The sequence below is a fragment of the Halomonas sp. BLK-85 genome, from assembly GCF_044792155.1.
GTDB lineage: Bacteria > Pseudomonadota > Gammaproteobacteria > Pseudomonadales > Halomonadaceae > Vreelandella.
In genome coordinates, this window is sequence record NZ_CP087731.1 from 897,300 (window position 1) to 923,292 (window position 25,993).

Annotated in this window: 25 protein-coding genes and 3 tRNA genes; 13 read left to right on the top strand and 15 right to left on the bottom strand. The window is 55.1% G+C overall.

Annotated features, from left to right (window positions below):
* Positions 1-47: 47 nt before the first annotated feature.
* The 5 genes from LL947_RS03925 to LL947_RS03945 form a co-directional block, all read right to left on the bottom strand.
* Positions 48-1,124, bottom strand: coding sequence for a tartrate dehydrogenase (locus LL947_RS03925; RefSeq protein ID WP_499834036.1), 1,077 nt, complete (start codon positions 1,122-1,124; stop codon positions 48-50).
* Positions 1,125-1,150: 26 nt separating this feature from the next.
* Positions 1,151-1,684 (bottom strand): lipocalin family protein, encoded by a 534-nt coding sequence (locus LL947_RS03930; protein WP_290820603.1) that lies wholly within the window; start codon positions 1,682-1,684, stop codon positions 1,151-1,153.
* 47 nt (positions 1,685-1,731) lie between these two features.
* Complete coding sequence (locus LL947_RS03935; RefSeq protein ID WP_290820605.1) at positions 1,732-2,514, bottom strand: M90 family metallopeptidase; 783 nt, start codon at positions 2,512-2,514, stop codon at positions 1,732-1,734.
* Between the two features lie 327 nt (positions 2,515-2,841).
* Positions 2,842-4,410 carry a bifunctional GNAT family N-acetyltransferase/carbon-nitrogen hydrolase family protein gene (locus LL947_RS03940; RefSeq protein WP_290820607.1) on the bottom strand — a complete coding sequence of 523 codons (1,569 nt, stop codon included), beginning with the start codon at positions 4,408-4,410 and terminating at the stop codon, positions 2,842-2,844.
* 55 nt (positions 4,411-4,465) lie between these two features.
* Positions 4,466-5,383, bottom strand: a complete 918-nt coding sequence (locus tag LL947_RS03945) for a DMT family transporter (protein ID WP_290820608.1) — start codon at positions 5,381-5,383, stop codon at positions 4,466-4,468.
* 189 nt (positions 5,384-5,572) lie between these two features.
* Here LL947_RS03945 and LL947_RS03950 point away from each other — a divergent pair, with 189 nt between their 5' ends.
* Entirely contained in the window at positions 5,573-7,585 is a 2,013-nt protein-coding gene (locus tag LL947_RS03950; protein ID WP_499834037.1) for a 2,4-dienoyl-CoA reductase FMN-binding domain-containing protein, read from the top strand.
* An 82-nt stretch (positions 7,586-7,667) separates the two neighbouring features.
* Here the strand turns inward: LL947_RS03950 and LL947_RS03955 are convergent, their stop codons facing one another.
* Entirely contained in the window at positions 7,668-7,982 is a 315-nt protein-coding gene (locus tag LL947_RS03955) for a high-potential iron-sulfur protein (protein ID WP_499834038.1), read from the bottom strand.
* Positions 7,983-8,275: 293 nt separating this feature from the next.
* Here LL947_RS03955 and LL947_RS03960 point away from each other — a divergent pair, with 293 nt between their 5' ends.
* Both LL947_RS03960 and LL947_RS03965 read left to right on the top strand, forming a co-directional pair.
* Positions 8,276-8,551, top strand: a complete 276-nt coding sequence (locus LL947_RS03960; protein WP_290820614.1) for an Lrp/AsnC family transcriptional regulator — start codon at positions 8,276-8,278, stop codon at positions 8,549-8,551.
* A 117-nt stretch (positions 8,552-8,668) separates the two neighbouring features.
* Complete coding sequence (locus LL947_RS03965; RefSeq protein WP_404417870.1) at positions 8,669-9,457, top strand: DNA/RNA non-specific endonuclease; 789 nt, start codon at positions 8,669-8,671, stop codon at positions 9,455-9,457.
* Between the two features lie 234 nt (positions 9,458-9,691).
* Here the strand turns inward: LL947_RS03965 and LL947_RS03970 are convergent.
* From LL947_RS03970 to LL947_RS03980, 3 genes are all read right to left on the bottom strand, one after another.
* Positions 9,692-9,778, bottom strand: a tRNA-Leu gene (locus LL947_RS03970).
* A 47-nt stretch (positions 9,779-9,825) separates the two neighbouring features.
* Positions 9,826-9,912: transfer RNA gene (locus tag LL947_RS03975), tRNA-Leu, on the bottom strand.
* Positions 9,913-10,016: 104 nt separating this feature from the next.
* Positions 10,017-10,103 (bottom strand) — tRNA-Leu (locus tag LL947_RS03980).
* Positions 10,104-10,403: 300 nt separating this feature from the next.
* On the opposite strand from LL947_RS03980, the gene rnr reads away from it, so the two are divergent.
* From rnr to LL947_RS04025, 9 genes are all read left to right on the top strand, one after another.
* Positions 10,404-12,833 (top strand): ribonuclease R, encoded by a 2,430-nt coding sequence (rnr, locus tag LL947_RS03985; protein WP_404416638.1) that lies wholly within the window; start codon positions 10,404-10,406, stop codon positions 12,831-12,833.
* 38 nt (positions 12,834-12,871) lie between these two features.
* Entirely contained in the window at positions 12,872-13,663 is a 792-nt protein-coding gene (gene rlmB, locus LL947_RS03990; protein ID WP_290820618.1) for a 23S rRNA (guanosine(2251)-2'-O)-methyltransferase RlmB, read from the top strand.
* 275 nt (positions 13,664-13,938) lie between these two features.
* Complete coding sequence (gene rpsF, locus LL947_RS03995; protein WP_290820620.1) at positions 13,939-14,337, top strand: 30S ribosomal protein S6; 399 nt, start codon at positions 13,939-13,941, stop codon at positions 14,335-14,337.
* 32 nt (positions 14,338-14,369) lie between these two features.
* On the top strand, positions 14,370-14,597 hold the full coding sequence (rpsR, locus tag LL947_RS04000) for a 30S ribosomal protein S18 (protein WP_023004506.1): 228 nt from the start codon (positions 14,370-14,372) through the stop codon (positions 14,595-14,597).
* A gap of 11 nt (positions 14,598-14,608) precedes the next feature.
* On the top strand, positions 14,609-15,460 hold the full coding sequence (locus tag LL947_RS04005; RefSeq protein ID WP_499834039.1) for a hypothetical protein: 852 nt from the start codon (positions 14,609-14,611) through the stop codon (positions 15,458-15,460).
* A gap of 15 nt (positions 15,461-15,475) precedes the next feature.
* Complete coding sequence (gene rplI, locus LL947_RS04010; RefSeq protein WP_290820625.1) at positions 15,476-15,922, top strand: 50S ribosomal protein L9; 447 nt, start codon at positions 15,476-15,478, stop codon at positions 15,920-15,922.
* Positions 15,923-16,048: 126 nt separating this feature from the next.
* Positions 16,049-18,952, top strand: a complete 2,904-nt coding sequence (dnaB, locus tag LL947_RS04015; RefSeq protein WP_499834369.1) for a replicative DNA helicase — start codon at positions 16,049-16,051, stop codon at positions 18,950-18,952.
* A gap of 64 nt (positions 18,953-19,016) precedes the next feature.
* Positions 19,017-19,310, top strand: coding sequence for a hypothetical protein (locus LL947_RS04020; protein WP_290820629.1), 294 nt, complete (start codon positions 19,017-19,019; stop codon positions 19,308-19,310).
* Positions 19,311-19,514: 204 nt separating this feature from the next.
* Positions 19,515-19,817, top strand: coding sequence for a DUF6482 family protein (locus tag LL947_RS04025; RefSeq protein ID WP_290820631.1), 303 nt, complete (start codon positions 19,515-19,517; stop codon positions 19,815-19,817).
* Positions 19,818-19,942: 125 nt separating this feature from the next.
* Here the strand turns inward: LL947_RS04025 and LL947_RS04030 are convergent, their stop codons facing one another.
* Positions 19,943-20,338, bottom strand: a complete 396-nt coding sequence (locus LL947_RS04030; protein WP_499834040.1) for a thiol-disulfide oxidoreductase DCC family protein — start codon at positions 20,336-20,338, stop codon at positions 19,943-19,945.
* 46 nt (positions 20,339-20,384) lie between these two features.
* The gene (locus LL947_RS04035; RefSeq protein WP_499834041.1) at positions 20,385-21,959 is read right to left on the bottom strand and encodes a cryptochrome/photolyase family protein; all 1,575 of its coding nucleotides are present in this window, start codon (positions 21,957-21,959) and stop codon (positions 20,385-20,387) included.
* Positions 21,960-22,070: 111 nt separating this feature from the next.
* Here LL947_RS04035 and hemH point away from each other — a divergent pair, with 111 nt between their 5' ends.
* Positions 22,071-23,153 carry a ferrochelatase gene (gene hemH, locus LL947_RS04040; RefSeq protein ID WP_499834042.1) on the top strand — a complete coding sequence of 361 codons (1,083 nt, stop codon included), beginning with the start codon at positions 22,071-22,073 and terminating at the stop codon, positions 23,151-23,153.
* Positions 23,154-23,202: 49 nt separating this feature from the next.
* Here hemH and LL947_RS04045 read toward each other — a convergent pair whose 3' ends face one another.
* From LL947_RS04045 to LL947_RS04060, 4 genes are read right to left on the bottom strand one after another with little or no spacing between them, the layout of a single operon-like run.
* Positions 23,203-23,646: a Na+/H+ antiporter subunit G gene (locus LL947_RS04045; RefSeq protein WP_290820638.1), complete on the bottom strand. Its 444-nt coding sequence runs from the start codon at positions 23,644-23,646 to the stop codon at positions 23,203-23,205.
* 12 nt (positions 23,647-23,658) lie between these two features.
* Positions 23,659-23,928 (bottom strand): K+/H+ antiporter subunit F, encoded by a 270-nt coding sequence (locus tag LL947_RS04050; RefSeq protein WP_290820639.1) that lies wholly within the window; start codon positions 23,926-23,928, stop codon positions 23,659-23,661.
* Positions 23,922-24,416, bottom strand: a complete 495-nt coding sequence (locus LL947_RS04055; protein WP_290820640.1) for a Na+/H+ antiporter subunit E — start codon at positions 24,414-24,416, stop codon at positions 23,922-23,924. Before LL947_RS04055 ends, LL947_RS04050 begins: the two co-directional genes overlap by 7 nt.
* Positions 24,413-25,993, bottom strand: coding sequence for a monovalent cation/H+ antiporter subunit D (locus tag LL947_RS04060; RefSeq protein WP_499834043.1), 1,581 nt, complete (start codon positions 25,991-25,993; stop codon positions 24,413-24,415). The genes LL947_RS04055 and LL947_RS04060 overlap by 4 nt, the downstream gene beginning before the upstream one ends.

Below are 25,993 nucleotides of genomic sequence, written 5' to 3' on the forward strand. Positions count from 1 at the left end.
TGGCAGTCGTTGAAGTGAAAAAGCCGGTGCCAAATTGAAATAAGGTGTCATGCCAGGCACGGGTGTTCGGCAATTGCCTGACCCAGGGTCCGGGTGTTGCCCTGTCCGCCGATATCCGGCGTCACAACAGCCGGATTACCTTCTTCCAGTACCGCCTCGATGGCACTGACAATGGCATCGGCAGCGGCCTGGTGGCCAAGATGCTCAAGCATCATGGCGGCAGACCAGATCTGGCCGATCGGGTTGGCTATCCCTTTGCCGGCGATGTCCGGTGCGCTGCCGTGAACCGGCTCGAACAGGCTGGGGAAGCGGCCCTCGGGGTTGATGTTGGCCGAGGGGGCAATGCCAATGGTGCCGGTACAGGCAGGGCCGAGATCCGAGAGAATGTCACCAAACAGGTTGCTGCCGACCACCACATCAAACCAGTCCGGGTGAAGCACAAAGTTGGCGGTCAGGATATCAATATGGAATTTATCGACATTCACCTGCGGGTAATCGGCGGCCATGGTTTCCACCCGTTCATCCCAGTAGGGCATGGTGATGGAGATACCATTGGACTTGGTGGCGGACGTCAGTTTTTTACGCGGGCGTGACTGCGCGAGCTCAAAGGCATACTTGAGGACACGGTCTACACCGGTGCGGGTCATCACGGTTTCCTGAATGACCACTTCCCGCTCGGTGCCTTCAAACATTCTGCCGCCGACGCTGGAATACTCGCCCTCGGTATTCTCCCTGACCACGTAGAAATCGATATCGCCTGCTGCCCGGCCTGCCAAGGGGCTTTTGATACCGGGCATGAGTTTGCAGGGACGCAGGTTGATATATTGGTCAAAGCGACGGCGAAACTGCAACAAGGAACCCCACAGCGAGATATGATCCGGTACCGTGTCCGGCCAGCCAACGGCACCATAGAAAAAGGCATCAAATCCCTCGAGCTGTTCGAACCAGTCATCCGGCAGCATCTTGCCGTGCTTGAGGTAATAGTCGCAGCTGCCAAACTCAAACGTCTGGATATCCAGTGCCAGGGCAAACTTGCGTGCGGCGGCATCGAGTACGCGCAGACCTTCCGGCATGACTTCAGTGCCAATGCCGTCGCCGGCAATGACTGCAATACGCTGGGGCATGAGAATTCCTTGTTGTTTATCGAAAATTAATCCGGGCAGCTCTCGCCCTGTGCAACGTCAATCAGTTCATCGGTGGGAAAATCCATGTCAGCCGCACGCTCGCGCAGGCGCTCCTCGGTGGCTTCATCCATTTGCGGTGAGCGTGACAGTATCCACAGGTAATCGCGGTTAGGCCCGGATACCAACGCCCACTGGTAGTCATCATCAAGTTCGAGAATATTATAGCCGCCGTAGAAGGGACCAAAAAAGCTGACCTTCAGACGCCCGATATCCTCTTTTTCAATAAAATAGGCTCGGCCTTCCGCTTCATCCCAGGCTTGCTCTTCAGGGTTGTAGCCGCGATTGATAACGCGTACGCCGCCATCATCACGCATGCTGTAAGTGGCCGTGACGCACTCAAGCCCGCGTTCAAAGGAATGATCCAGGCGGGCAATTTCGTACCACTCGCCCAGATAGCGGTCGAGTTCGAAATCGCTGACCGGCTGAGTGCCGGAGGGGATGCCGGTGCAACCTGTCAGCAGTCCCAGGCCCATGGCCAGAGGGATCATGCCAGTGCGCATGGTGATTCTCCTGCAAAATGATGAGTAAATGCGGGTGTGTAAAACGTCTAGCGCTGAAAGCGTGAGAGTGGCTGTTGATTGAAGTAGCGACAGAGTAGCCCATACAGGTCCGGATAGGCATCTGCGAGGATAGCCGGGGCACAGAAAAAGGCTTCGCAGCATACCGCAAAGCATTCACCGGGATGGCTGGCTGCATAATCGTCAATCGGAGTTGGCTGACCACGCTGAAGCCTGTCCTGGAGGTCATTCCATACGCCACTGAATACGCCGTGCCATTCTGCCGGGGTAATGCTGTTGGGCAATGGCGGAAAACCGTCAATATCAACGGCGTTGCCCATATCCAGCTTGTGAGCGAGTTCATGGATCAGAATATTGTACCCATTGAAACCGCCGCTTTGCATCAGGTCGGTAAAGGAGAGGACGACAGGGCCTTGATAGGAGGTTTCGCCCGCCCGGCTGTCGGTGTATTCGTGCATGACACCAAACTCATCCATTTCTTCCACCTGGCGGGTAAACCCATCAGGTAGAAGGATAATTTCATGCACGTTGGAAAAGGCATCGGTATGTTCGAAATTGCTCCAGCCTAGCGTCAGTAGACAGGCCTGACCGGCCAACACAAGATAAGCGGGTCGGTCGAAGGCCATCTCCTTCAAGTCAGGGTGGAAGCTGATGCGTTTTTGAGCCAGAAACTGCCAGGCGCGCTGGCCGAGCTGCTCGGCTTCTTCATGGCCAAGTGTATTCAGTAATGCAACACGTTGGCAGGCTGTCTGCCAATCCGCCGTGGGGAAGCGGGGTGATGACGGGGACGGGCTTAGCCAGCGAATGGGCATGGGCGCAGACCTGTTTGATCGCAAAAAGGGAGTGACAATATGCATCAGTGGTTTTCTTATACTAAGGGCGAAAGCGATTTGCAATCTTTCGGGTTCACTTAAATGGTTATTTCATGCAAAAAAACTGATGTTTGCCGCAGGTAGCTCACATGGCCTTGATCAAGAAGAGGCGAGGCGCCAACAGTTGGCTATTCTGTCAGCACATCTCAAAAGGGGGATGCCAACACCATGTCACGCCCGATTGAATGAATCAGCGACCCATGGAGGCCTCCCATGGGTTGCTGAAAGCCGCCAGGAAAACACCGCCCAGAAGGCGGGGTCATGCGGTCACTCTTCCAGGTTGGCCCCGGATTTCCACGACCAGTCGCGCCAGCGCAGATCGAACAGATCCTTGCGGCGGTCCTTGAGGTTGGTCACCGAGCCCTCAGCGCGCAGCACCGTCAGTCGGGTCAGGTCCAGGTCCGAGAAGAAGATCATCTCGGTGTTGGGCGTGGTTTCCGCCAAGACGGCGTCATGTGGGAAGGCGAAATCAGACGGCGAGAACACCGCTGACTGGGCGTACTGGATATCCAGATTTTCGATCGACGGCAGGTTGCCGACACTGCCACACAGCACGACATAGCATTCGTTTTCAATCGCGCGGGCCTGGGAGCAGTGACGTACCCGCAGGTAACCGTTCTTGGTGTCTGTCCAGAAGGGCACGAACAGGATATCCACTTCCTGATCGGCGAGCAGGCGGCCAAGTTCCGGGAATTCGACGTCATAGCAGATCAGGATGCCGACACGCCCGGCATCCGTCTCGAATAACTGCAGATTGTCGCCGCCTTCAATCACCCAGTCGCGGCGTTCCTGAGGCGTGATGTGCAGTTTGGCCTGGCGTTCGACGGTTCCGTCGCGATGAAAGAGGTAGGCAATATTGTAAAGCCGGTCATCGTCACCGACCTCGATCATCGAGCCGCCGACAATATTGATATTGTAGGACACCGCCATTCGCGACAGCTCCACCTTGAACTGATCGGTGAAGCTGGCCAGAAAGCGGATGGCCGCCATCTGGTCCTGCTGGGCCGCGCGATCCTGTAAGCCCATCAGTGGCGCGTTAAACAGTTCGGGAAAGACGGCAAAGTCACTTTGATAGTCTGACAGGGCATCAACAAAGTATTCGATCTGCTGAAGGGCAGCCTCCAGCGAAGAGAACTCCCGCATCTGCCATTGCACCGCCCCCACACGCACCTGGGTGGGGCGGGTGTCGAGAATGTTGGCGGCGGGCTCGAACAGGATATTGTTCCACTCAAGCAGGGTGGCATACCCCTTGGATTGTTCGTCTTCCGGTAGATATTTACGCAACAGACGCTTGACCTGAAAGTCATTGGCCAGCTGGAAAGACAGAATCGGATCGTAGAGTTCCTTGCGGGATACTTTGTCAATATATTCTGTGGGGCCCATTTCATGGGCATGCTGGTGGTACTCGGGAATCCGTCCACCGGCCAGAATGGCCCGCATGTTAAGTGAGCGACACAGTTCCTTGCGCGCTTCATACAGCCTGCGTCCCAGACGGTATCCGCGGTAATCCGGGTGAATCAGAATGTCCAGGCCGTACATGGCATCGCCGTTACTGTCGTTGAGGATGACTTCACGGTGGCCGATCAGGTCGTCATACTTGTGAGGATTGGAAAATTCGTCGTAATCGACCTGTACAGTCAAGGCAACCCCGACGAGCACACCGTCATCCTCGATGGCAATCTGACCATCCGGAAATTCATGGATCAGCTTGTCAATGGTGTGCTGTGGCCAGGCACCTCCGATATCGTGATAGACAGCATCCATCAGTGATTTGAGCTGAGAATAATCCTCAGAGGACAGGTTGCGTGTGTTCAGATGCAGATCTTCAAGGGACATGGTGTCTGGTTTTCCCGATTCAAAAATATGGCGTTACTCTAGCATTTCTGCTGCGCTACTGTTGAGGTCGGCCCGGTTTCCATTGGGCCAGTGTCTGTTTGAACGGTAGGGTCAATGTCTGTGCCATGATGACACCCCCGAGTATCAGCATACCGCCGATGACATGGAAAACGGCCAGATGTTCACCCAGAAATATCATGGCAATAATGGCACTGAACAAAGGCATCAGGTTAATGAAAATACTGGCCTGGTTCGCACCAATCTGACGCACTGCGCGCATCCACAGGTAGGTTGTAATGATCGATGCCGGAATGCCCGCATACAGGATCAGCCAGACATTGTGTCCATCAACCGGGGTCTGTGGGCCGAGCAGATAGGGGGGCAGCAGAATCAGTACCGCAAAACATACCTGGCCATACAGCATGACCCAGGGTGGCAGCGTCATCTGCCAGCGCCGCAGCATGACCCCATACAGCGCATAACAGGTGGCCGCGATCACCATCAAGGCATCACCCGGTGATACCCTGAGTTGCAGCAAGGATAGCGGGTTACCCTGGCCCAGCAACACGGTGACGCCGAAAAAGGCCAGAATGCCGCCGGCGATTCCGCCGAGGCTGGGCGGCTCGCGGAGGATCAGTGCGCTAAGCAGCACGGTCAACAGCGGCACCATGGCCGCGAGTATCCCCATGTTGGTGGCAGACGTTGTTTCAGCCGCCACATAGGCGAGGCCTTGCCATAAGCCCATTCCCAGCATGCCCAGTAGCGCAAGCCGTGGCCATTGCTGGCGAATTTCATGCCGATGGCGCCAGGCCGCAGGCAGCACGAAGGGTGTCATGACCACCAAAGCCAATAACCAGCGTAGAAAGGCAATACTGCTGGGTGCAATGCTGCCCACCGTCAACTGGTTGATGGTCATGTTGCCCGACCAGATCAGCACCGTGGCGAGCGGCGGCAAAAAGTAAATCAGTCGCATGTAAGGCATGTCCTCAATATTGTTAGCCGGATAATGTGACGCGGATAGAAACAAACGACAAGGGCATCATTCATCCTTACGTCGTTGTCGTCCAGATTATCGAACTCAGGGGTGTACCTGATCCAAACTATGTCATACGCTTGTTTGAATAGCCGCCAATAATAACATCTGCTTGAGTGAGGAAGCCCGATGACTGCCTACCCGCATATTTTCCAACCGTTACAGCTTGGCCCTCTGGCATTGCCTAACCGCATACTGATGGGCTCGATGCATACCAACCTGGAGGAAGCACCCAACGGCTTTGCCCGGCTGGCACATTTCTATGCGGAACGCGCCCGAGCCGGCGTTGGCCTGATTGTGACCGGTGGCATCGCGCCTAACCCTGAAGGCGCCGTTTTCCATGGAGCCAACGCGCTGCTGGACGATTCCCAGCTTGCCGAGCATCGTCAGGTAGTGGATGCAGTGCACCGTGAGGGTGGGTATCTGTGCATGCAGATTCTCCACGCCGGGCGCTATGCCTATTCGCCGACGCTGGTGGCGCCATCGGCACTTCAGGCGCCGATCAACAGGTTCACCCCGCGAGCGCTGGAAAGCGATGAAATCGAGAAACAGATTGCCGACTATGTACGCTGCGCGAGCCTGGCCCAGCAGGCTGGCTATGACGGCGTCGAAATCATGGGCTCTGAAGGCTACCTGATCAATCAGTTTATTTGCCAGCGTACCAACCTGCGTGATGATCAGTGGGGCGGTTGTTTTGAGAACCGCATTCGCTTTGCGATCGAGGTTGTACGTCGCGTGCGCGAGGCGGTTGGCACGGCGTTTGCGCTTATTTTCCGTTTATCGATGATTGATCTGGTGGAAGACGGTAGCACTCAGCAAGAGGTGGTGGCCCTTGCCAGGGCGATAGAGTCCGCGGGGGCTGATGCCCTGAATACCGGCATTGGCTGGCATGAGGCCAGGGTGCCGACCATCGTCACCAGCGTGCCGCGAGCGGCCTTTACCCGCGTGACGCAGCAATTACGCAGCGAGGTCACGCTGCCGCTGATTACGACCAACCGGATCAACATGCCTGAGGTGGCTGAACAGGTGCTGGCACAAGGCCATGCCGATATGGTTTCAATGGCACGCCCCTTCCTGGCTGATCCTGAATGGGTGATCAAGGCCGAAAAGGGGCATGCAGATGAAATCAATACCTGCATTGCCTGTAACCAGGCCTGCCTTGATCATACCTTCGCGGGCAAGCTGACCTCCTGCCTGGTCAATCCGCGTGCCTGCCATGAGACGGAACTGGTGGTGACTCCTGCGACCAGCATCAGGCAGGTAGCGGTGGTGGGCGGTGGCCCGGCGGGGCTGTCAGCCGCCGTGACGGCTGCCCAGCGTGGGCATCAGGTGGTGTTGTTTGAGTGTCAGGCCGAGTTGGGCGGGCAGTTCAACCATGCCCGCAAGATTCCGGGCAAAGAGGAGTTCAATGAGACTCTGCGCTATTACCGGGTGATGCTGGAAAAGTACGCGGTGGACATCCGTCTCAATCGCCAGGCCAGCCTGGAGGACCTGTCGGTCTTCGATGAGGTCGTGCTGGCCACCGGTGTAAAGCCGCGTCAGCTGGCGATACCCGGAGCGGACCATCCAAGCGTGCTTTCCTATGCCGAAGCAATCCGCGAGCCACAGCGTGTGGGGCAGAAAGTGGCGGTCATTGGTTCGGGGGGTATCGGTTTTGACGTGGCTGAACTCTTGGTGAATCAGGCCCACACGGCGCTGGATATCGAGGCCTGGTGTGATGAGTGGGGCGTGGACCTTGAAATTAACCAGGCAGGAGGGCTGAAATCGCCGCAACACCCGACCAGCGCCCGAGAGGTGGTGATGTTGCAGCGCAAAACCTCCAAGCCTGGCAAACATCTTGGCAAGACGACCGGCTGGGTTCATCGAGCCTCACTGAAACAGCATGGCGTTACCATGCTGGCGGGCTGTGAATATCTGCAGATTGATGATCAGGGCCTGCACATTCGCCATCAGGACTCAGTGCAGGTGCTTTGTGTTGACAGCATCGTGGTGTGTGCGGGTCAGGAGTCTGTGCGCGACTTGCTGGGGCCACTGGAAAAGGCAGGAATCAAGGTGCAGATTATTGGGGGTGCTGAAGAAGCGGCCGAACTTGATGCCAAGCGTGCTATCGAACAGGGCACCCAGGTGGCCGCTGCGCTCTGAAGAAGCTAAACGCGAACAGGTTTTTTGCCATAAAAAAGCCCGCTATCAGCGGGCTCTTTTGGTCATGAATCAGCCGCAGTGGTTAGCCGGCAGCTGTCCAGGACTGGCACCAGCCACCAGGTGCAACGCTGTTCTGCGGGAACAACTGGCAGCCTTCCTTATCTTCGATCCAGAACATGCAGTTGTTACAAACTTCGCCATCAGAATAGGCAGGGTGATCGCTCGCCTCACTGGCCTCTTCTACGTAATTCAACGCCTGCGCGTTGCTGGAGGAAGGGTCCAGGCGTGGAAGATCCTGAGCGAAAGCAGTCTTGGAAAGAATGCCAGCACCCAGCGGCAGCGCCGCAAGGCCGAGCATACTATTGCGCATGAAGTCACGACGGCTTTGGTTAGCCATGATCTCTCCTTATCGTCACAGTCTGACGTTGTATTCACGGTCTTTTGGGTGGTTATCCACCTCTTCAGGTCTCCGACAGCACCTACCTTACCGGAGTTCATAGTTATCTTAGCGTAAGTGCCTGCCGAGTGCGAACAAGCTTATCATCCAGCGACAATTCGCCACGTTAAGTGGTTGTTAAGTCGGGTCTGGTGAGCCTGATCCAATCCGTCTGCGCAGTTGCTGATTGTGCTGTTATACTTCGACGCAAGACGCGACTGGTGTTAAAAATTATCTTTTCATGAGGCTCTGCTATGCAAAACGCTGTTATTTTGATCAATACCGAAAAAGGTCAGGTGAAGGCTGTCGCTGAACGTCTCGCCGATGTGGAAGGTATCAGTGAGGTGTATTCCACCTGCGGCCGCTATGATCTGGTTGCCATTGCCCGCACGCGGGACTTTGAAAGCCTTGCAGAGCTTGTCACCGAACGGCTCAATCAGGTGGAAGGGGTCAGTGATACCGAAACGCTCAATGCCATGCAGGTGCATTCACGCCATGATCTGGAAACCATGTTCTCGGTGGGCTGGTAATCTCGGCCCGCAGGGGTCGCTTCCCTATTGCTAAAAGGAGTTGGTTCCTTGGGTCGCGCAACGTCTCGTTTACGTCGCCAGGGTCGTCGTCTTGCGCTGCTGGCCTTGTTTATTGTGATGGGTTCAGGGTTATGGCTGTTTCAAGAGCAACGCTACCGTGATGCCTTCACCTGGCAGGGCGTGCCTACCTGGGATGCGCCAAGCCTGACGTCCTTTCACCGCGTGATGCGTAACGATGGCTACCTGCTGGGATGGTCGGATGTGCGCGCAGGCGCACTCTGGGTCAGCTACCGGGTGGCTGCAGTCAAGGATGCTGCCATTGGCAGTCGACCAGGCTTTTCGGCCGACTGGCGTACCTTGTGGCCAATCGGTACCGATAGCTATTCAGGCAGCGGCTATGATCGAGGACATCTGGCGCCTAACTATGCCATTGCCGCGGTGCATGGGCGTCAGGCGCAGGTAGATACCTTCCTGATGAGCAATATGTTGCCGCAAACGCCAGAATTGAACCGCCAGCTATGGCAGCGTCTGGAAGAAGCGGTGATGGATCACTTCGCCCCGCGTTTTGAGCATCTGCAGGTGATCACCGGCCCGGTATACGCTGAGGGGTTCACCAATACCATGCAGCGTGTTGGTTTTGTAGAAGTGCCCAAGGCGTTCTATAAAATCATCGTGGCGCCTCACCCGGAAACGCCTCTCGCCTTGGCGTTTATCATGCCGCAAGACGTGCAGGGTAATGAACCGCTGGATAAATACCTGGTCACTATTGACGAGATAGAAGTCCGCACTGGGCTCAATTTCTTCCCCGACCTGACCCCGGCCGTCGAGCAGATGCTGGAAGGCCGAGTAAATACTCACGGTTGGGCGCTGGAGGACGTTGCCCACAAGCCGGGACGTTTTCAGTAAACCTGTGTGGCAAATGGGGAGGCTGCATCTGGCGGACGATCATTTGAACACGTGTTCGCGGCGGCCACGTTCTTCTAAATAACTGCCAAGGGTTGTCGCTTCGCTTTTATGTCAGACACGCGGATGTCAACCTGGAAGATAAAGGCAGAATCTAGACCAAGGTGAAAGTCATCAAGCTAGCAGAGAGAAAAGCTTGGGGATGACGGGGCATCAGAAGAAGAGGGATAATGCGTTTGGTGCCCAGGAGAGGACTTGAACCTCCACGACCATGCGGTCACTAGCACCTGAAGCTAGCGCGTCTACCAATTCCGCCACCTGGGCCTTACATACTGATTGGGATTATTCTGTGCTATCTGAAAGTGCTCGATTGGTGCCCAGGAGAGGACTTGAACCTCCACGACCATACGGTCACTAGCACCTGAAGCTAGCGCGTCTACCAATTCCGCCACCTGGGCGAACACTTTCACTCTTGCCTTGCAGCAGACTGACTGTTTTATAACCCTGTCAGTGCTTCAGATACATTTTCTCAGGACTCAGCTCTCTGGCTGACAGGAAAATGTGGTGCCCAGAAGAGGACTTGAACCTCCACGACCATACGGTCACTAGCACCTGAAGCTAGCGCGTCTACCAATTCCGCCATCTGGGCAAGTGGCGCGTATAATACCGAGATGAGCATGAAATGCAAGTGCTTTCTGGTTCAAATGATCAACATGTGTGCCTTGACAGCCCTGCGTGCCTGACTTGGCCAGAATTCTTCTACTTACCTGGTTGGGTGATGCTGCCAGCAGCGCTATACTGCCTGCATGATCAAACATAATTGTATAAATTTCAGCTGTATTGCCGCTGACCCCGCTTGTATGCGACACCTGACGCTTGCGAACTCTCTCCGCGCCCCATTAGCTGAAGACAAAGTAGCCGATGCTAACGAATCAAGGATGCCGACTCTATGAATAAGTGGACGCTGAGTGACGATCCGCACGCGAGCCGTGAAGCACAGAAATACGATAACCCGGCCCCGAGTCGGGAATATCTGCTGGCGGCGCTGGAAAATTACGGCAAGCCGATTACGCACGAAAACATGAGCCGCCTGCTGGGGCTTGAAGATGAAGATCATCAGGAAGCGGTGCGCCGGCGCCTGGCCGCCATGGAGCGGGATGGTCAGGTGTTGCGCGACCGCCGGGGCGCTTATGCGCTGATCAACAAGCTTGATCTGATCAAGGGTAAGGTGCTGGGGCATCGTGACGGCTTCGGTTTCGTGCTGCGCGATGATGGTAAAAAGCCGGATCTGGTATTACCGCCGCGCCAGATGCGACGCGTCTTCCACGGTGACCACGTGCTGGTTCGCATCAGTGGTCGCGATCGGCGCGGGCGGGATGAAGCCACCATTGCTGACGTTATTGCGCATAATACCCAGACCATGGTGGGTGTCTATCGCAGTAATACACCCGAGTTTGGCGTCCTGGTGCCCGAAAATCCGCGTATCACCCAGGAAGTCATCATCCCGCACAGTGTGTCTGGCGGTGCCAAGGATGGTCAGGTGATCTCCGCCAGGATCACCCAGCAGCCAGCCACCCGGGTTCAGCCGGTGGGTGAGGTGATCGAGGTGCTGGGCGAGCGTATGGATCCTGGTATGGAAATCGATATCGCTATCCGCAGCTACGATATCCCGGCGGAGTTTCCGCCTGAAGTGATGGATCAGATCTCGACCATTTCGGCGGAAGTTGTGGAAGCGGATAAACAGAATCGCGTGGATCTGCGTAATACCCCGCTGGTGACCATCGATGACGAGTCGGCCAAGGACTTCGATGATGCTGTCTGCGCGTGGAAAACCAAGTCGGGGAGCTGGAAGCTGGTGGTCGCTATTGCCGATGTGTCCCACTATGTTCGCCCTGGCGAGCCGCTCGATGATGAAGCACGCACGCGCGGCACCTCGGTGTATTTCCCGGGCCAGGTTGTGCCCATGTTGCCGGAACTGCTCTCTAACGGCCTGTGTTCGCTGAACCCCCATGTTGATCGTCTGGTCATGGTATGTGAGATGAATATCTCCAAGACAGGCGCCATCAGCCGTTACCGCTTCTATGAAGCCGTCATGAACTCTCATGCGCGGCTGACCTATAACAAGGTGGCGGCCATTCTGGATCCGGAAAGTGAAGAAGGCGAAACCCTTCGCAAAGAGCATGCCAAGCTGGTCAAGCCGCTCAAGGACCTGCACGAACTGTATGGTATTTTGCACGACGCCCGCATTCAGCGTGGCGCCCTTGAGTTTGATACGACCGAAACAGCGATCATCTTTAACGACGAGCGCAAGATTGAAAAGATCGTGCCCCGCAAACGTAACGATGCGCACAAGCTGATTGAAGAGTGCATGTTGGCCGCTAACGTTGCCACGGCCCGCTTTCTGGATAAGCATGATCTTCCTGCGCTGTATCGTATCCACGAAAAGCCGACGCCGGAACGCCTGGACAAGCTGCGGCTGTTTCTCAACGAGCTGGGGCTGACGCTGCCCGGCGGGGATGATCCGACGCCTCAGGACTATCAGGCACTGCGTGAAACAATCAAGGATCGTCCGGATGCGGACATCATCCAGACGGTGATGCTGCGTTCAATGAACCAGGCGGTCTATTCGCCACAGAACGAAGGCCATTTTGGCCTGGCCTATCAGGCTTACGCACATTTTACCTCGCCGATTCGCCGTTATCCGGATCTGTTGGTGCATCGGGCGATCCGCTCGGTGGTTCGTGGCCCGCGCCAGACCAATACGGTGCTGAGAGTGGATGGCGCGCCGGTCGAGCCGCCCAGCAAGTGGTGCCCCTACACTTTCGAGCAAATGGTTGAGCTGGGCGAGCACTGCTCGATGGCCGAGCGTCGCGCTGATGATGCCACCCGTGACGTCGAAAGCTGGCTGAAGTGCGAGTTCATGTCCGACAAGCTGGGTGAGACCTTTGAGGGTACGATTGCGTCTGTCACCCAGTTTGGTCTCTTTGTGCGTCTGGACGAGTTCTATGTAGAAGGCCTGGTGCATGTGACCTCATTGCCGTCGGATTATTATCACTACGAAGCGGAGAAGCATCGTCTCAAAGGCGAACGTACCGGCACCACCTATCGTCTGGGTGACGGTGTCACCATTCAGGTGGCGCGGGTCGACATGGACGATCGCAAGATCGATTTCAGTCTGGCTGATGACAAACCGCGCCCTCGCCGTCAACCGCGTAAGCGTCCGGCAGAGGCCAAGCCTTCGGGTGAGGCGGCCGCCGCCGCGCCCAGGCAGGTGGCCGGCAAGAAGCCGGACAGCAGGAAAACGGACGACAAGAAACCCAAGTCGAATCGCCGTGGCCCACAGCGCTCACGTCGTTCACGCAAGCCAGCTGACAAATAATGGCCAGTCAGGGTAAGGAGTCTCGGGTAAGGAGCAACATGAAGCCGGCATCTCGTCGTGGAGTCAAGGCGCCTAAAGCGCCTCAGGGGCTTGAGGTGGTGTATGGCATCCATGCCTTGCAAAGCCTGCTGGAGCGTGGTGAAGCCCCCGGTGAGCTGTGGCTTCAATCAGGGGCAGAAAAGCGTCTGGAAGAATTGGCTGCCACCGCTGAACGCCTGGGTGCGCGCCTTGTCAGGCAGTCGCGTGATCGTCTCGACCAGATAACCCAGGGGGCGGCGCATCAGGGGGTGGTCGCATTCTGTCAACCGCTGGTAGCCGAAGGTGAAGAATCCCTGTGGCTGAAGCTGCGTGCCTGGGCGGCACCGACACCCCCCTTGTTGCTGGTGCTGGATGGCGTTACCGATGTGCATAACTTTGGCGCCTGCCTGCGTAGTGCCGATGCTGCTGGGGTACACGGAGTGATTGTGGCCAAGGATAAGGCCGCACCGTTAAACGCCACGGTACGCAAGGTGGCCTGTGGGGCGGCAGAAGTGGTGCCTGTCTATCAGGTGACCAATCTGTCGCGCACTCTGGAGAAACTCAAGCAGGAAGGGGTCTGGATTGCCGGGACGGCCGGTGAAGCCACCACCAGCCTCTACGCACTGGACTTCACCGGGCCGATGGCCCTGGTGATGGGGGCGGAAGGTAAAGGGATGCGCCGCCTGACCCGTGAAGCCTGTGATCATCTGGTCAAGTTGCCGATGGCCGGGCAGGTATCGAGCCTGAATGTCTCAGTGGCCACGGGAATTTGTCTTTTTGAAGCGGTGCGCCAGCGCCAACTTGCAAGTTAATCCACCGCCAACTAGAATGCATGCGCCCGTTTATCCATTAGGCGGGTGTTGCGTATGGCTATTTCAGCGTTCGGGTAGACTTTTGTTGTCTGTTGCCCGGACAGGAATATTCATGCGACAGGATCAGTGCTAGACACTGCCTCCAGTTCTGTTTGATGCCCCCTGTGTCGTTCGCGGCAAAGTTTGGGGCAACTTTTCAGTCAACTCCTTGCTTCCCTGACGCTCCATGGATTTGCCAGGGCGCTGAGGAAGCTGCCAAACCGCAAGGAGATTTTATGCGTCATTATGAAATCGTGTTCATGGTCCATCCGGATCAGAGCGAGCAAGTGCCGGCCATGGTCGAGCGCTACACCAGTATTGTTGCTGAAAATGCAGGTACTGTTCATCGCCTTGAAGATTGGGGTCGTCGTCATATGGCCTACCCGATCAACAAGATCCATAAAGCCCACTACGTACTGATGAACGTTGAGTGCAGCGCCGAGACTCTCGAGGAAATCGAGAATATCTTCCGTTTCAACGACGCCATCATTCGTAGCATGGTTGTGCGTTGCAAAGAGGCCGTTACTGAAGCCTCGCCGATGATGAAGCCGGTCGAAGAGAAGCGTCAGCGCCGTGAAGAAAGACCGCGGACTGAAAACGAGTCTGAATCCGAGTCTGAATCTGAATCAGCCTGATCCAACCACTGCCCGCATAAGGAGCTTTATCCATGGCACGTTTTTTCCGTCGCCGCAAGTTTTGCCGCTTCACTGCTGAAGGCGTCAAGCAGATCGATTACAAAGATCTTGATACGCTGAAGGCTTACATCACCGAAACCGGCAAGATCGTTCCGAGCCGTATCACCGGCACCAAAGCACGCTATCAGCGTCAGCTGGCAACCGCCGTCAAGCGCGCGCGTTACCTGGCACTGCTGCCCTATACCGATAGCCACCAGTAAGCAGAGACGTAATGCTGGCACTCGCCCGATGGTTCATGAAAGGCACGCCATACGCCGCTGGTGGCGCCGCACTGGCGACACTGGTTCCCTGGCTGTTCTGGTTGGGCGTCGCCATTGCTGGCCTGGTCACGCTCAGGAAAGGGTTTGCACCGGCACTTCCCGTCATCATCGCAGCGGCAGTGCCCTCTGGGTGGTGGTGGATTCAGGGTGACGTCATACCACTGGCAAGCTTGCTGCTGGTGACGCTGATGGCGGTTGTATTGCGAGAGCGCATGCGTTGGGGATTGGCCCTGATGGCTGGCGCTGTCGCGGCATCTGCCATGGTGCAGTTAGGCATTTTCATCCCGCCGCAGGGCACTGAGCTGATGCTTGAACAACTGCGTCAGGGCTCAGAAGAAGTGGATGGAATGCTCACTGAGCTGACCAATCAGGGTTACGACACCCAGACGCTGGCTTCGCTGGTGGTGGGCAACGTAACAGGGTTGGTGGTGCTGTTGGCATCCATTGCCTGCCTGGCTCTGGCGCGTAGCTGGCAAGCCGGGCTGTATAATCCTGGTGGGTTTCGGGATGAGTTCCATGCCTTCAGGTTGACCCCGAAAGAGCTTTTAACGCTCTTTGCGATTGGCGTTGCAGGAATGCTGTTGGGTATTTATGCACTGGCGATGCTGTGCTGGATTCCATTGCTGATTGCCGGTATTGCGTTGGTACACGGTGTTATTGGATTAAAGGGGATGAACGGGCTATGGCTGGTCGCTTTCTATATATTGCTGATCACTACCTGGCCTACGATTCTCATTGTGCTGCTTCTAGGGTTGATGGATACATTCGCGAACGTTCGCGCCCGTCTTGCCCGCAGCAATTGACAAGAGGTTTACGAGATGGAAGTCATTCTGCTCGACAAAATTGGTAAGCTGGGCGGCCTCGGTGACAAGGTCACTGTTAAGCCTGGTTACGGTCGTAATTTCCTGGTGCCCTACGGTCATGCCGTACCGGCAACCAAAGAAAATATTGCGGCATTTGAAGCCCAGCGTGTTGAGCTGGAAGCTCAGGCCGCTGAGCGTAAGGCTGAAGCTGAAGCTCGCGCTGAACAGCTTAACGACATCGAACTGTCGCTGGTTTCCAAGGCAGGCGATGAAGGCAAACTGTTTGGTTCAATCGGCCCGCGTGATCTGGCTGACGCCATTTCCTCTGCTGGCATCGAGGTAGCCAAGAGTGAAGTGCGCATGCCCCTGGGTCCGATTCGTCAGACAGGCGAGTACGATATCGAACTTCGCCTGCATGCAGAAGTGAATGCTACTGTTCGTGTTGTGGTAATGGCTGAGTAAGCTTGCTCTGCTGAACACCATGCGGTACATAAAAAGGGCGCGGGCAATCCCCGCGCCCTTTGCTGTTAGTGTAACAATGATGGTGGCTGGAAAACGTTCGTGGATGCGTGAGTCAAGGAGTGCATGATGCAGGATCCCGCCGATCAGGAAACGGCTGCTCTTAAGCTGCCACCCCATTCACTGGAGGCTGAACAGTCCGTCCTGGGTGGGCTTATGCTCGACAATCAGGCCTGGGATAACGTGTCGGATCGTCTTGTGGCTGATGATTTCTATCGTTATGAGCATCGTCTGGTGTTCAACGTCATGACGCACCTTGCAGAGGCGGGGCAGCCACTTGATGTGGTGACTTTATCCGAGGCACTGGACGGTCGAGATCAGCTGGACACCGTTGGCGGTCTCGGGTTTCTCGCCGAACTGGCACGCAATACGCCGTCCGCCAGCAACATTCGCGCCTATGCCGACATCGTCCGCGAGCGGGCAACCTTGCGCAAACTGATTCGTGCGGCCAATCAGATTGCTGAAGGCGCCTTTGCTCCTCAGGGGCGGCCCGCGGATGAGTTGCTCAATGAAGCCGAACGGCTGGTTTTCCAGATTGCTGAAGAAAGGCCAAAGACCGGCGGGCCCATCGGCATGAGCGAGCTGCTGACCAAGGCAGTCGACCGTATCGATGAACTGTTCAACATGAAAGGCCAGATGACCGGGCTTTCCTCGGGCTTTCGTGACCTTGATGACATGACCTCCGGTTTACAGCCCTCTGACCTGGTGATCATTGCTGGAAGGCCCTCAATGGGCAAGTGTTTGATGAGTGGCTCGCGACTGGTAGACCCGGAGAGTGGCGCTTTGGTCACAATTGATGACCTGGTAGCACGCCAGCAGGCCTCTTTGTTGACGTTAACCAATGACTTCAAGTTGGAAAAAACCTGCGCATCAGCCTTCGTCGATGATGGTCTTAAGCCGGTTTTTCGCGTCAGGACGGCAACGGGACGGGAAGTCGCAACCACCCTGACGCATCCGTTTTTAACGGGAGAAGGTTGGCAGCCTCTAGGGAAAATTGAGGTCGGCGAGCGTATAGCAGTGCCGCGTGAAATCCCAGTGTTCGGTCATGATGTAATGCCTGAATATCAGCTCAAGACCTTGGCTTATATGCTGGGCGATGGTGGTACCACCCAGACATGCCCGATGTTCACCAACAGCAATGAAGCACTGCGTGCTGATTTTGCTGACGCAGTGGGACATTTTCCCGGTGTGACATGCCGCTTGGTGGATAAGGCAGAAAGAAAGACTGAGCGAACGCCTACTCTACGGGTGAGCCGGGATGCAACACGTCTATACGCTTTAAGAGAGCAGTTTTCACACGTATTACGTGCAAAGCTTCAGGCTAAGGGGATGACGGGTGAGGCACTGGCATCGCTGTTAAATGTGAGAAAGGCAGCGGTGAGCGGTTGGTGTAATGGGAAAATGGTGACTGTGCAGCCAACCTTTATGCGTCTTTGCGAGACGCTGGATCTAACGGTTACCAGTGACTTTTCTGCGTCTGACTATTCCTCGGTGGGGAAAAATAGCCCTAATCCGGTCAGGCGATTTCTTGACGTGCACGGCGTGTGGGCTAAAAAAGCCTTGTACAAGCAGATACCAGACTGCGTGTTCCGCTTACCTAAACAGCAATTGGCGCTATTCTTGAACCGTCTTTTTGCCTGTGATGGTAGTGCTTTTATCCAGGCGAATGGTCAGGGGCGGATTAGCTATGCGTCCTCGAGCCGGGAATTGGTTCGTGGTGTGCAGCATTTGCTATTGCGCTTTGGCATTTTGAGCAAGATTCGTGAAAAGCATAACCGCTATGACAATCTGCGTCAGTCCCCCTGGGAGCTTGAGATTCTTGATCAAACAAGTCAAAAACGTTTTATTCAGGATGTCGGTATCTTCAGCAAAGAGCGGGCATTAGCCGAACTGAGCGCCTGTATTAACGCTAAGCGAATACATAGTAACCGCGATAGTTTACCTAAGTCGGTCAACCATTACGTGCTTGCAAAAAAAGGCCAACGTTCTTGGCGCATGCTGTTCGAGAAATCCGGTAAAGCGTTACCTGTTGGCTATAATCCGCATTTGTCGGGGGTTGGCGAACGCTGTTTATCACGTCATCGAGCCGCTGAGTTTGCCGATTTGCTGGACGCTGATAGGTATCTTGAAAGCCTGGCGTCATCTGATATCTATTGGGATGAAGTGGTCGCTATTGAACCGCTTGGAATGCAGCAGGTGTATGATCTGACAGTGGACGATACTCACAACTTTGTTGCAGAAGATATCTGTGTACATAACACCACGTTCGCGATGAATCTGGTGGAGCATGCGGTGATTGCCAGTGACAAGCCGGTGATGGTGTTTTCCATGGAGATGCCCGCGGATTCCCTGATGCTCAGGATGCTGTCGTCTCTGGGACGCATTGACCAGACCCGGGTGCGTACGGGGCAATTGGAGGATGAGGACTGGCCGCGATTGACCTCGGCGGTTAACCTGCTCAAGGACAAGCAACTGTTTATCGATGATACGGCGGCGCTTTCTCCCAATGAGATGCGCTCACGGATTCGTCGCGTGGTACGTGAACAGGGCAATATGGCCATGATCATGATTGACTATCTGCAGTTGATGCAGATTCCGGGGTTCTCGGAAAACCGTACCGGTGAAATCTCGGAAATCTCCCGCTCGCTCAAGGGGCTTGCCAAAGAGTTTAACTGTCCGGTGATTGCGCTCTCACAGCTTAACCGCTCGCTGGAACAACGTCCCAACAAGCGACCAGTGATGTCGGACTTGCGTGAATCAGGGGCGATCGAGCAGGATGCCGACGTGATTGCCTTTGTTTACCGTGATGAAGTGTATAACCCTGACAACCCGGATAACCAGGGCCTGGCAGAGCTGATCATAGGCAAGCAGCGTAACGGGCCGATCGGGACGGTGCATATGGCATTCATTGGCAAATACACGCGCTTTGAGGACCTGGCCCCGGATAGCTATGGCGAAGCTTTTGGTGGCTAGAGCACGAATTGCAGCGCATGTACTCTTTTTAGTAAATTGGACAGTAACTACAGGAGAAGATGGAATGGCAGGTGGTTTCCGGCGTGGAAATAAACAGCGAACACCCAAGCTGCAGGCGCGTGGCGAGCTGCAGTCGCTTGAACGGGAAGGGCCTTTCAAGGAATGGCTGGGGATGCCGGATCTCTATCGCTACTTTCTGGTGGTCGATGGCGAAAAATACAGTTACCAGACCGAAGACAGCGAAGTGCCGGTCAGCATTGGCGATCAAGTGGTATTTCGTTACAAGGAAACCAAAGCCGGTAACTGGATTGACCGTAATTCATTGGGTAAGGCGATAGATCCTTCCGAATACCAATAGCTCCAGGTAAGGCGACTGGGGTAACTGTTTGGTCATGAACGCTTTCTGCTCATAAATGTCATATATCTGACACACACAGGCAACAGGATATTCACGCGGGTCTAATAGGCTGACTGTCAGCTCTAAGCCGTGCCCATACGCTTGTTGCCTGTGGGTGAAAGATGAACGATAAAATCAAAAAAACGATATATGAAAGAGGTGTTTATGGAACTCAAGGAGCTTAAGAAGTTCGTGGCGGGTCACGATAACTTTGAAATCAGGGTCATTACCCACTCAGGTAGCCGTTTTTATCAGGTCGAGCTTGAGGACATGGAAGGTGAGCGGCACATGCTGACCCGGCGGGCCAAGCCGATGCTTTTCCGCTCGCTGGATGATGTCTATCTTGAACTCAAGCGTGCGGGTATCCATCGGGCTTATCTGGTTCAGCATGTGCCTCAGGATGAAGTCATTGGTCGTGATGCACATTACAGCGCGCCGCTGACATCCCGTATGCCGCTGGTCTTTTAATCAAGTCGTTTTTTTTTTATTGGCTGAATACAACGCAGTGAATGCTTGTTCATTTCATTCAGCCAATGGGGGTTGTCAGGGACATAAGCCACCCACCACTCAGTCACCATTGACGTTAATTGCCCTCATTTCTTTTTGCGTTTTTCCCACCAGTTGCCCAGCCTGACCCGGTAGCGGGCAAACAGCCGATACCCGATATCCATCATGCCGCTTATGATAGGCAGGCAGGAAAATCTCACCAGGCGCTGATAACCCAGAACGGCATAAAGGGCGCGGCTGGCATCCATGCCGATATACCAGTGTCCAGCGTTATCCAGTACGTGAAGCTTTCCCATCATGGTGTCAAAAGAAGCGCCATATTGGCCTTCCAGAAATTCCGCCTGCTGGATGTCGACAAGCTGAATGCGCTGGTGATGGCGATGTTTGGTGAGCCAGTCAACCTCAACGCGGCAGAAGGGGCAATGGCCGTCGTAAAAGAGGGTGACGGGTGCTTTGGCACTCAGGGTGTCTCGTTGGCTCATTGGGGTCTCTTGGTCAAATAATGAAAAATGTGCTGTCTGTCACCTGTCAGTCAGAATAGTAACCGCCAGTATGCGTCGGCTGGCCATAGCCAGGCGCTGACGTCAGCTGATCCAGGAACTGTGTTGCCTGTTCGCGCATGGCGTCGCGTTTTTCGTCCTTCATACGGTCAAGGGAGCCGTAGATCAGCTTCATACGCGGATTGTGGTTTAATTCAGGCCGATGGGTTTCAAGGAAATGCCAGTAGAGGCTGTTCAGCGGGCAGGCCTTGGGACCCGTTACCTGTTTGGGGGAGTAACGGCAGTGCTGGCAGTGATCCGACATCTTGTCAATATACTTGCCTGATGCACAGTAAGGCTTCGAGCCCATCAAACCACCGTCCGCATGCAGTACCATGCCCAGGGTGTTGGGCAGCTCCACCCATTCGCTGGCGTCGGCGTACACCGCCAGATACCAGTCGCATAGTGCTTCCGGTTTGACGCCACACAGCAGGGCAAAATTTCCCGTCACCATCAGACGCTGGATATGATGGGCATAGCTGTTATCAATGGTCATTTCGATGGCACGCTTGAGGCAGCGCATGTCGGTATTGCCATCCCAGAAAAACGCCGGCAGCTCACGCTGGAAACCCAGGCCGTTGCGGGTTTTATATTCCGGCATCTGTGTCCAGTACAGACCGCGCACATACTCACGCCAGCCCAGCACCTGGCGAATGAAACCTTCAGCGGCATTGATCGGCGCCAGGCCTTCCAGGTGAGCCTGTTCAACGGCGTGGCATACTTCCCGGGGGGATAGCAGGCCAATGTTCAGGGCTACCGAAATCCGCGCGTGGAAAAGGTAAGGCTCCGTATCGCTGATCGCATCCTGGTAACGACCAAAATCACTGAGGCGATAGGCAATAAAGTCATCCAGTTCCGTCAGCGCCTGCTGACGGGTAACAGGCCAGTTAAAATTATCGATGCGCCCGATATGCGCCGGAAAATGGCGGGCTGCCACGTCCAGTGCCTCCCGGGTGATGCCATCAATGCTGTGTTGGCGCTGTTGAGGGGGAGTGAAAGTATCCGGCAAAGGTTCTCGGTTATCATGATCAAAGTTCCACTGCCCGCCCAGCGGCTTGCCATCTGCCTGCATAAGCAGGCCAGAGCGTTTGCGCTGTTCGCGATAGAAGTATTCCAGGCGTAACTGCTTGCGCCCCTGTGCCCACTGAGCAAAATCATCCGGTGTGGTGAAAAAACGGTCATCTTCCACCAGTTGCCAGGGGATAGTGCTGTTGGCACGTGATTGCATGGCCTCCCATAAGCGCCACTCTCCTGGGCGAACTACCAGAATGTGATCGCAGTGGTAAGCGCGTGCCAGCCGCTCCGCTTCGTCGATCAATGAATGTGTATTGTCGGGGTCATCCAGTGCGCTGTGGTGAACCTGCCAGCCAGCTTCGCGCAGCTGTTGGGCAAAATGTCGCATAGCTGCCAAAAAAAGCCCGATCTTATGAATATGGTGGGGTACATAGGAGGCTTCCTCGGCCACTTCACACAGCGCAACGACAGCGTTATCCGGCGTCTGGCGCAGAGTGGGCAGCGCAAATGAAAGCTGGTCTCCGAGTACCAGTATCAGCGGCTTGGACATGAGTTTACCTACTATTATACAAATGATGTTGATAGTATAACTTCATGCCGCCTTTTGGCTAACAGTGTTACCATTCAGATCAGAAAATTATTTTTGCTGCAGGAGACTGAAATGACAGAACAGGTAGAAATGGATCATCCCGGTGAGGGCCGCCTGGCCCACGCGGACAGCGACCACCCGCCAGTGGTTTCACATGCCAAGGTAGGCGTTGTGCTGGCGAATCTGGGGACTCCCGATGCCACAGACTATTGGTCCATGCGCCGCTACCTGAGCGAATTTCTGTCAGACAAGCGTGTTGTCGATTATTCAAACTGGCTGTGGCAGCCCTTGTTGCAAGGCATCATTCTGTCAAAACGGCCTTTCAGTTCGGGCGCGGCCTACCGCAGCATCTGGAACAATGAAAAGAATGAAAGTCCGCTGTTGACCACTACACGGTCTCAGACCGACAAAATGCGTGAACGGCTGAAGGCATTGTACGGAGACGATGTCGAAGTGGATTTCTGCATGCGTTACGGCAACCCGTCAACACGGAGCGTGCTGAACCGTCTCAAGGAAAGGGGGTGTGAGAAAATTGTTTTCTTCCCGCTTTACCCACAATATGGTGGGCCGACAACGGCGACGGCCAATGACCAGGCATTCCGCGTCTTGATGGACATGAAATGGCAGCCATATATTCGGACCGTACCCGCATACTTTGAGCATCCCGCTTATCTTGAAGCGCTGACCAACTCGGTCAGGGAGGCCTATGAGGGTCTGGAACCTCGCCCAACCAAGCTGGTGGCCAGCTATCACGGTGTTCCCAAGCGTTACTTGATGGAAGGTGACCCCTACCACTGCCAATGCCAGAAGACGACCCGCCTGATGCGTGAAAAACTCGGCTTCAGCAAGGAAGAAGTGGATACGGCCTTTCAATCCCAGTTCGGGCCTGAAAAGTGGGTGGGGCCACAGACAGTTGACCACGTTGCAGAACTGGCCAAGCAGGGCCACAAGCACATTGCCATCCTGTCGCCTGCCTTCTCATCGGATTGCGTTGAAACCCTGGAAGAGATCCAGGAAGAAATCTATGAGAGCTTTATCGAAGCCGGTGGTGAAACCTTTACCTACATCCCCTGCCTCAATGATCGCGACGACCATATTGAAGCCCTGTTACAGGTTGTCAACAACGAGCTGTCAGGCTGGTTGCCTCATTCATAGGCGGCGGGTGCCTCTGGCACCATTGCCATGCCACTATCGCGGCTGATAATCATCGGCCGCGACTTTTAAGTAGCTGTTTACGCCGAGCTTTTATATCACCGGGCCGCTTCGGGCGTGCCGGCCTTGCCACTCGACTTTGCCCAACGTCTTCATCCTTGAGCTCTGGCTGCAGGCCCTGAGTACCAGTGATATATTTCAGATGCATGTGCAGGCCGGTCTTTGCCAGAATGTGGCCCGTCACTGGAGCAGTAATAAACAAAAACAGGGTGATCAGCAATTCCTGAAAATGGGGCTCCTGCTGATAAAGCGTGAAGTAGACCATGGAGGCTATAAGAACGCAGCCAATGCCGAGAGTGGTTCCCTTGGTGGGGCCATGCAGCCGCATGAAAAAATCCTTGAACATCAGCATGCCCAGCGAACCGGTAAAGGCAAAAAAACCACCGAGGACCAGTAATACGGAGATCAGCGCTTCAATCATGAAAGACAGATTCATACGATCTTCTCTTTATTCAATAATATCGCCGCGTAACAGATAGCGGCAGATGGCCATGGTGCTGATGAAACCCAGCATTGCAATGAGAATGGCCGCTTCAAAATATGTCTTGGTGTTTAACCAGAGCCCTATGATGACGATCAGGGCGATGGCATTGACGTACATGGTGTCCACCGCCAACAAACGATCTGGAATATCCGGCCCGATAGCCAGTCGGAACACGTTCATCGCCAAGGCGAGGACAATGAACGTCAAGCTGATCCACAGAGCAATACTTAACATTCAAATATCTCCTTCAGTGGCTGTTCGTAGCGCTCGCGTATGTCCTTGACCAACGCCTGCTCATCGCTCATATCCAGAGCATGAATGAGTAGGGACGACCGGTCGTGGCGAATATTCGTGGAAACGGTACCCGGTGTCATGGTGATGGTATTGGCCAGCAAGGTAATCACCAGTCGATCCTGTACCTGCAGCGGGTACACGACAAACCCAGGGTGTGGCGCACGCCTGGGGCTCCAAATCAGCAGGCTGACCTGAAAGTTGGCTTTTACGATGTCGCTGAGTACACGCAGAATAAACAAACAGAGTTTTATCGGGTGCCTGACCGGGGGGAGAGGAACCCAGAGGCGTCGTATCGACAAGGGAATGGTCAGGGCCAGTACCAGCCCTAACAGTAATTGGCCAGGTGCAATGCTGCTTACCATCAGTAGCCACGTCAAAAAAAGTACCAGGGACAGGCCTGGAGCAGGAAGGTAGCGTTCAGGTTTCATGGCAAGTCTCCTTTTTCAGTACTCGCCATATCAACGCCATTGCTCTCAATCGCGGATGCATTGGATGCTGATGGTATGGGTTCAATGGCAGATGATAATTGTGTATCCCTGAATTGCTGGGGGGATGCCAACTGCTGGGCGGTCGCCAGAGTGTATTGGCTCAACGGTCCCGCCAGCACGACCAGCAAGGGCGCACTAATCAGTAGCCAGGTAACCCCCGACAGTTGCATGCGGCCTATAAACGGGCCGCTTGGCTCGCCTTTGTGGCTGGCCCAGAAAAATACCGAGCCAGCACGTGACAATGCAATCAGGCCGGTAAGTCCCGCTATTAACAGCAATGGCCAGAGCAGGATGCGTTGTGTCTCATCCGCTGCCTGCATCAATACCAGTTTGCCGAGCGCACCGGCCAGCGGTGGGATGCCTGCAACAGCCACCGCCACAATCGTGAACATGCCTCCCAGCAGCGCGGGCTGTCGTAGCCTGCGGGCGCGCACCAGTCGGGTTCCAGCCTTTCCACGCTGCAAACCTATGAGTTCTGCCAACAGGAACAGGGCGCCAGTGATCAGTGTGGTATGTATCAGATAAAAAAGCAGGGCGGCTGTTCCCGTTATATGTCCCATACCGCTGGCGCTCATCAGAGTCCCTACTGAGACCAGTACGAGGTATGCAGACAAGGTACGTAAATCCCTTGCCGCCAATACCCCGACTGCCCCCAGCACCAGTGTGAGCAGTCCTCCCCACCAGAGCCATGCTTCGATGAGTACCAAGGCAGTGCTGTCGTAAAATACCAGTGAATTGACACGTAATATGGCATACAGCCCAACCTTGGTCATGATGGCAAATAATGCCGCCACCGGTGCTGCGGCGGAAGAGTACGTGCTGGGTAGCCAGAAATACAGCGGCAAGATGGCTGCCTTCAGGCTGAACACTATGATCAATAACAGGGCGCCAGCGCTGGCTAATGCGCTTTCATCACCTTCAAGCATGGCGATGCGTTGCCCCATATCCGCCATGTTCAAGGTGCCCGTCGCGCCATAAAGTACCCCCAAGGCAATCAGAAACAGGGCTGACCCGACCAGATTCAACACAACATAATGCAAGCCTGCACCAATACGCGCCTTACCGCCGCCATGCATGAGCAATGCGTAAGACGCCAATAGCAGGATTTCAAAGAAAACAAACAGGTTGAACATGTCGCCCGTCAGGAATGCGCCATTGAGCCCCATCAGCTGGAGCTGAAAAATAGCGTGGAAATTGCTTCCACGGGCATCGTCACCAGCGCAGGCAAACAGCACACAACCCAACGCCAGCACGGCGGTAATCATCACCATCAAGGCTGATAGGCGATCCAGGACCAGAACGATGCCATAGGGTGCCTGCCAGTTACCCAGCGCGTAAACGCTGATCTGACCTCCATTGGCATCCATCAGAAGTAACACTGCCAGGATGACCAGCAGGGCAGTGGATGCAACGCTGATCTGGCGCTGCAGAGTGGAAGATACCTGGCCGGTGAGCAAGAGAATCAGCGCGGTCAGCATCGGTAACAGGATCGGCAGGATAAGCAGGTGTTGACCCAT

What these genes read in the sequence shown, in the direction of transcription:
- LL947_RS03960 (WP_290820614.1), top strand. Translation starts at nt 8,276, where the DNA reads ATGCAAAACGCTGTTATTTTGATCAATACCGAAAAAGGTCAGGTGAAG.
- rplI (WP_290820625.1), top strand. Translation starts at nt 15,476, where the DNA reads ATGGAAGTCATTCTGCTCGACAAAATTGGTAAGCTGGGCGGCCTCGGT.
- LL947_RS03950 (WP_499834037.1), top strand. Translation starts at nt 5,573, where the DNA reads ATGACTGCCTACCCGCATATTTTCCAACCGTTACAGCTTGGCCCTCTG.
- hemH (WP_499834042.1), top strand. Translation starts at nt 22,071, where the DNA reads ATGACAGAACAGGTAGAAATGGATCATCCCGGTGAGGGCCGCCTGGCC.
- LL947_RS04030 (WP_499834040.1), bottom strand. Translation starts at nt 20,338, where the DNA reads ATGAGCCAACGAGACACCCTGAGTGCCAAAGCACCCGTCACCCTCTTT.
- rpsF (WP_290820620.1), top strand. Translation starts at nt 13,939, where the DNA reads ATGCGTCATTATGAAATCGTGTTCATGGTCCATCCGGATCAGAGCGAG.
- LL947_RS04020 (WP_290820629.1), top strand. Translation starts at nt 19,017, where the DNA reads ATGGCAGGTGGTTTCCGGCGTGGAAATAAACAGCGAACACCCAAGCTG.
- rlmB (WP_290820618.1), top strand. Translation starts at nt 12,872, where the DNA reads ATGAAGCCGGCATCTCGTCGTGGAGTCAAGGCGCCTAAAGCGCCTCAG.
- LL947_RS04005 (WP_499834039.1), top strand. Translation starts at nt 14,609, where the DNA reads ATGCTGGCACTCGCCCGATGGTTCATGAAAGGCACGCCATACGCCGCT.
- LL947_RS04025 (WP_290820631.1), top strand. Translation starts at nt 19,515, where the DNA reads ATGGAACTCAAGGAGCTTAAGAAGTTCGTGGCGGGTCACGATAACTTT.
- LL947_RS03965 (WP_404417870.1), top strand. Translation starts at nt 8,669, where the DNA reads ATGGGTTCAGGGTTATGGCTGTTTCAAGAGCAACGCTACCGTGATGCC.
- LL947_RS03955 (WP_499834038.1), bottom strand. Translation starts at nt 7,982, where the DNA reads ATGGCTAACCAAAGCCGTCGTGACTTCATGCGCAATAGTATGCTCGGC.
- dnaB (WP_499834369.1), top strand. Translation starts at nt 16,049, where the DNA reads ATGCAGGATCCCGCCGATCAGGAAACGGCTGCTCTTAAGCTGCCACCC.
- LL947_RS03930 (WP_290820603.1), bottom strand. Translation starts at nt 1,684, where the DNA reads ATGCGCACTGGCATGATCCCTCTGGCCATGGGCCTGGGACTGCTGACA.
- LL947_RS04045 (WP_290820638.1), bottom strand. Translation starts at nt 23,646, where the DNA reads ATGAATCTGTCTTTCATGATTGAAGCGCTGATCTCCGTATTACTGGTC.
- rnr (WP_404416638.1), top strand. Translation starts at nt 10,404, where the DNA reads ATGAATAAGTGGACGCTGAGTGACGATCCGCACGCGAGCCGTGAAGCA.
- LL947_RS03945 (WP_290820608.1), bottom strand. Translation starts at nt 5,383, where the DNA reads ATGCGACTGATTTACTTTTTGCCGCCGCTCGCCACGGTGCTGATCTGG.
- LL947_RS04050 (WP_290820639.1), bottom strand. Translation starts at nt 23,928, where the DNA reads ATGTTAAGTATTGCTCTGTGGATCAGCTTGACGTTCATTGTCCTCGCC.
- LL947_RS03925 (WP_499834036.1), bottom strand. Translation starts at nt 1,124, where the DNA reads ATGCCCCAGCGTATTGCAGTCATTGCCGGCGACGGCATTGGCACTGAA.
- LL947_RS03940 (WP_290820607.1), bottom strand. Translation starts at nt 4,410, where the DNA reads ATGTCCCTTGAAGATCTGCATCTGAACACACGCAACCTGTCCTCTGAG.
- LL947_RS04035 (WP_499834041.1), bottom strand. Translation starts at nt 21,959, where the DNA reads ATGTCCAAGCCGCTGATACTGGTACTCGGAGACCAGCTTTCATTTGCG.
- LL947_RS03935 (WP_290820605.1), bottom strand. Translation starts at nt 2,514, where the DNA reads ATGCCCATTCGCTGGCTAAGCCCGTCCCCGTCATCACCCCGCTTCCCC.
- LL947_RS04060 (WP_499834043.1), bottom strand. Translation starts at nt 25,993, where the DNA reads ATGGGTCAACACCTGCTTATCCTGCCGATCCTGTTACCGATGCTGACC.
- LL947_RS04055 (WP_290820640.1), bottom strand. Translation starts at nt 24,416, where the DNA reads ATGAAACCTGAACGCTACCTTCCTGCTCCAGGCCTGTCCCTGGTACTT.
- rpsR (WP_023004506.1), top strand. Translation starts at nt 14,370, where the DNA reads ATGGCACGTTTTTTCCGTCGCCGCAAGTTTTGCCGCTTCACTGCTGAA.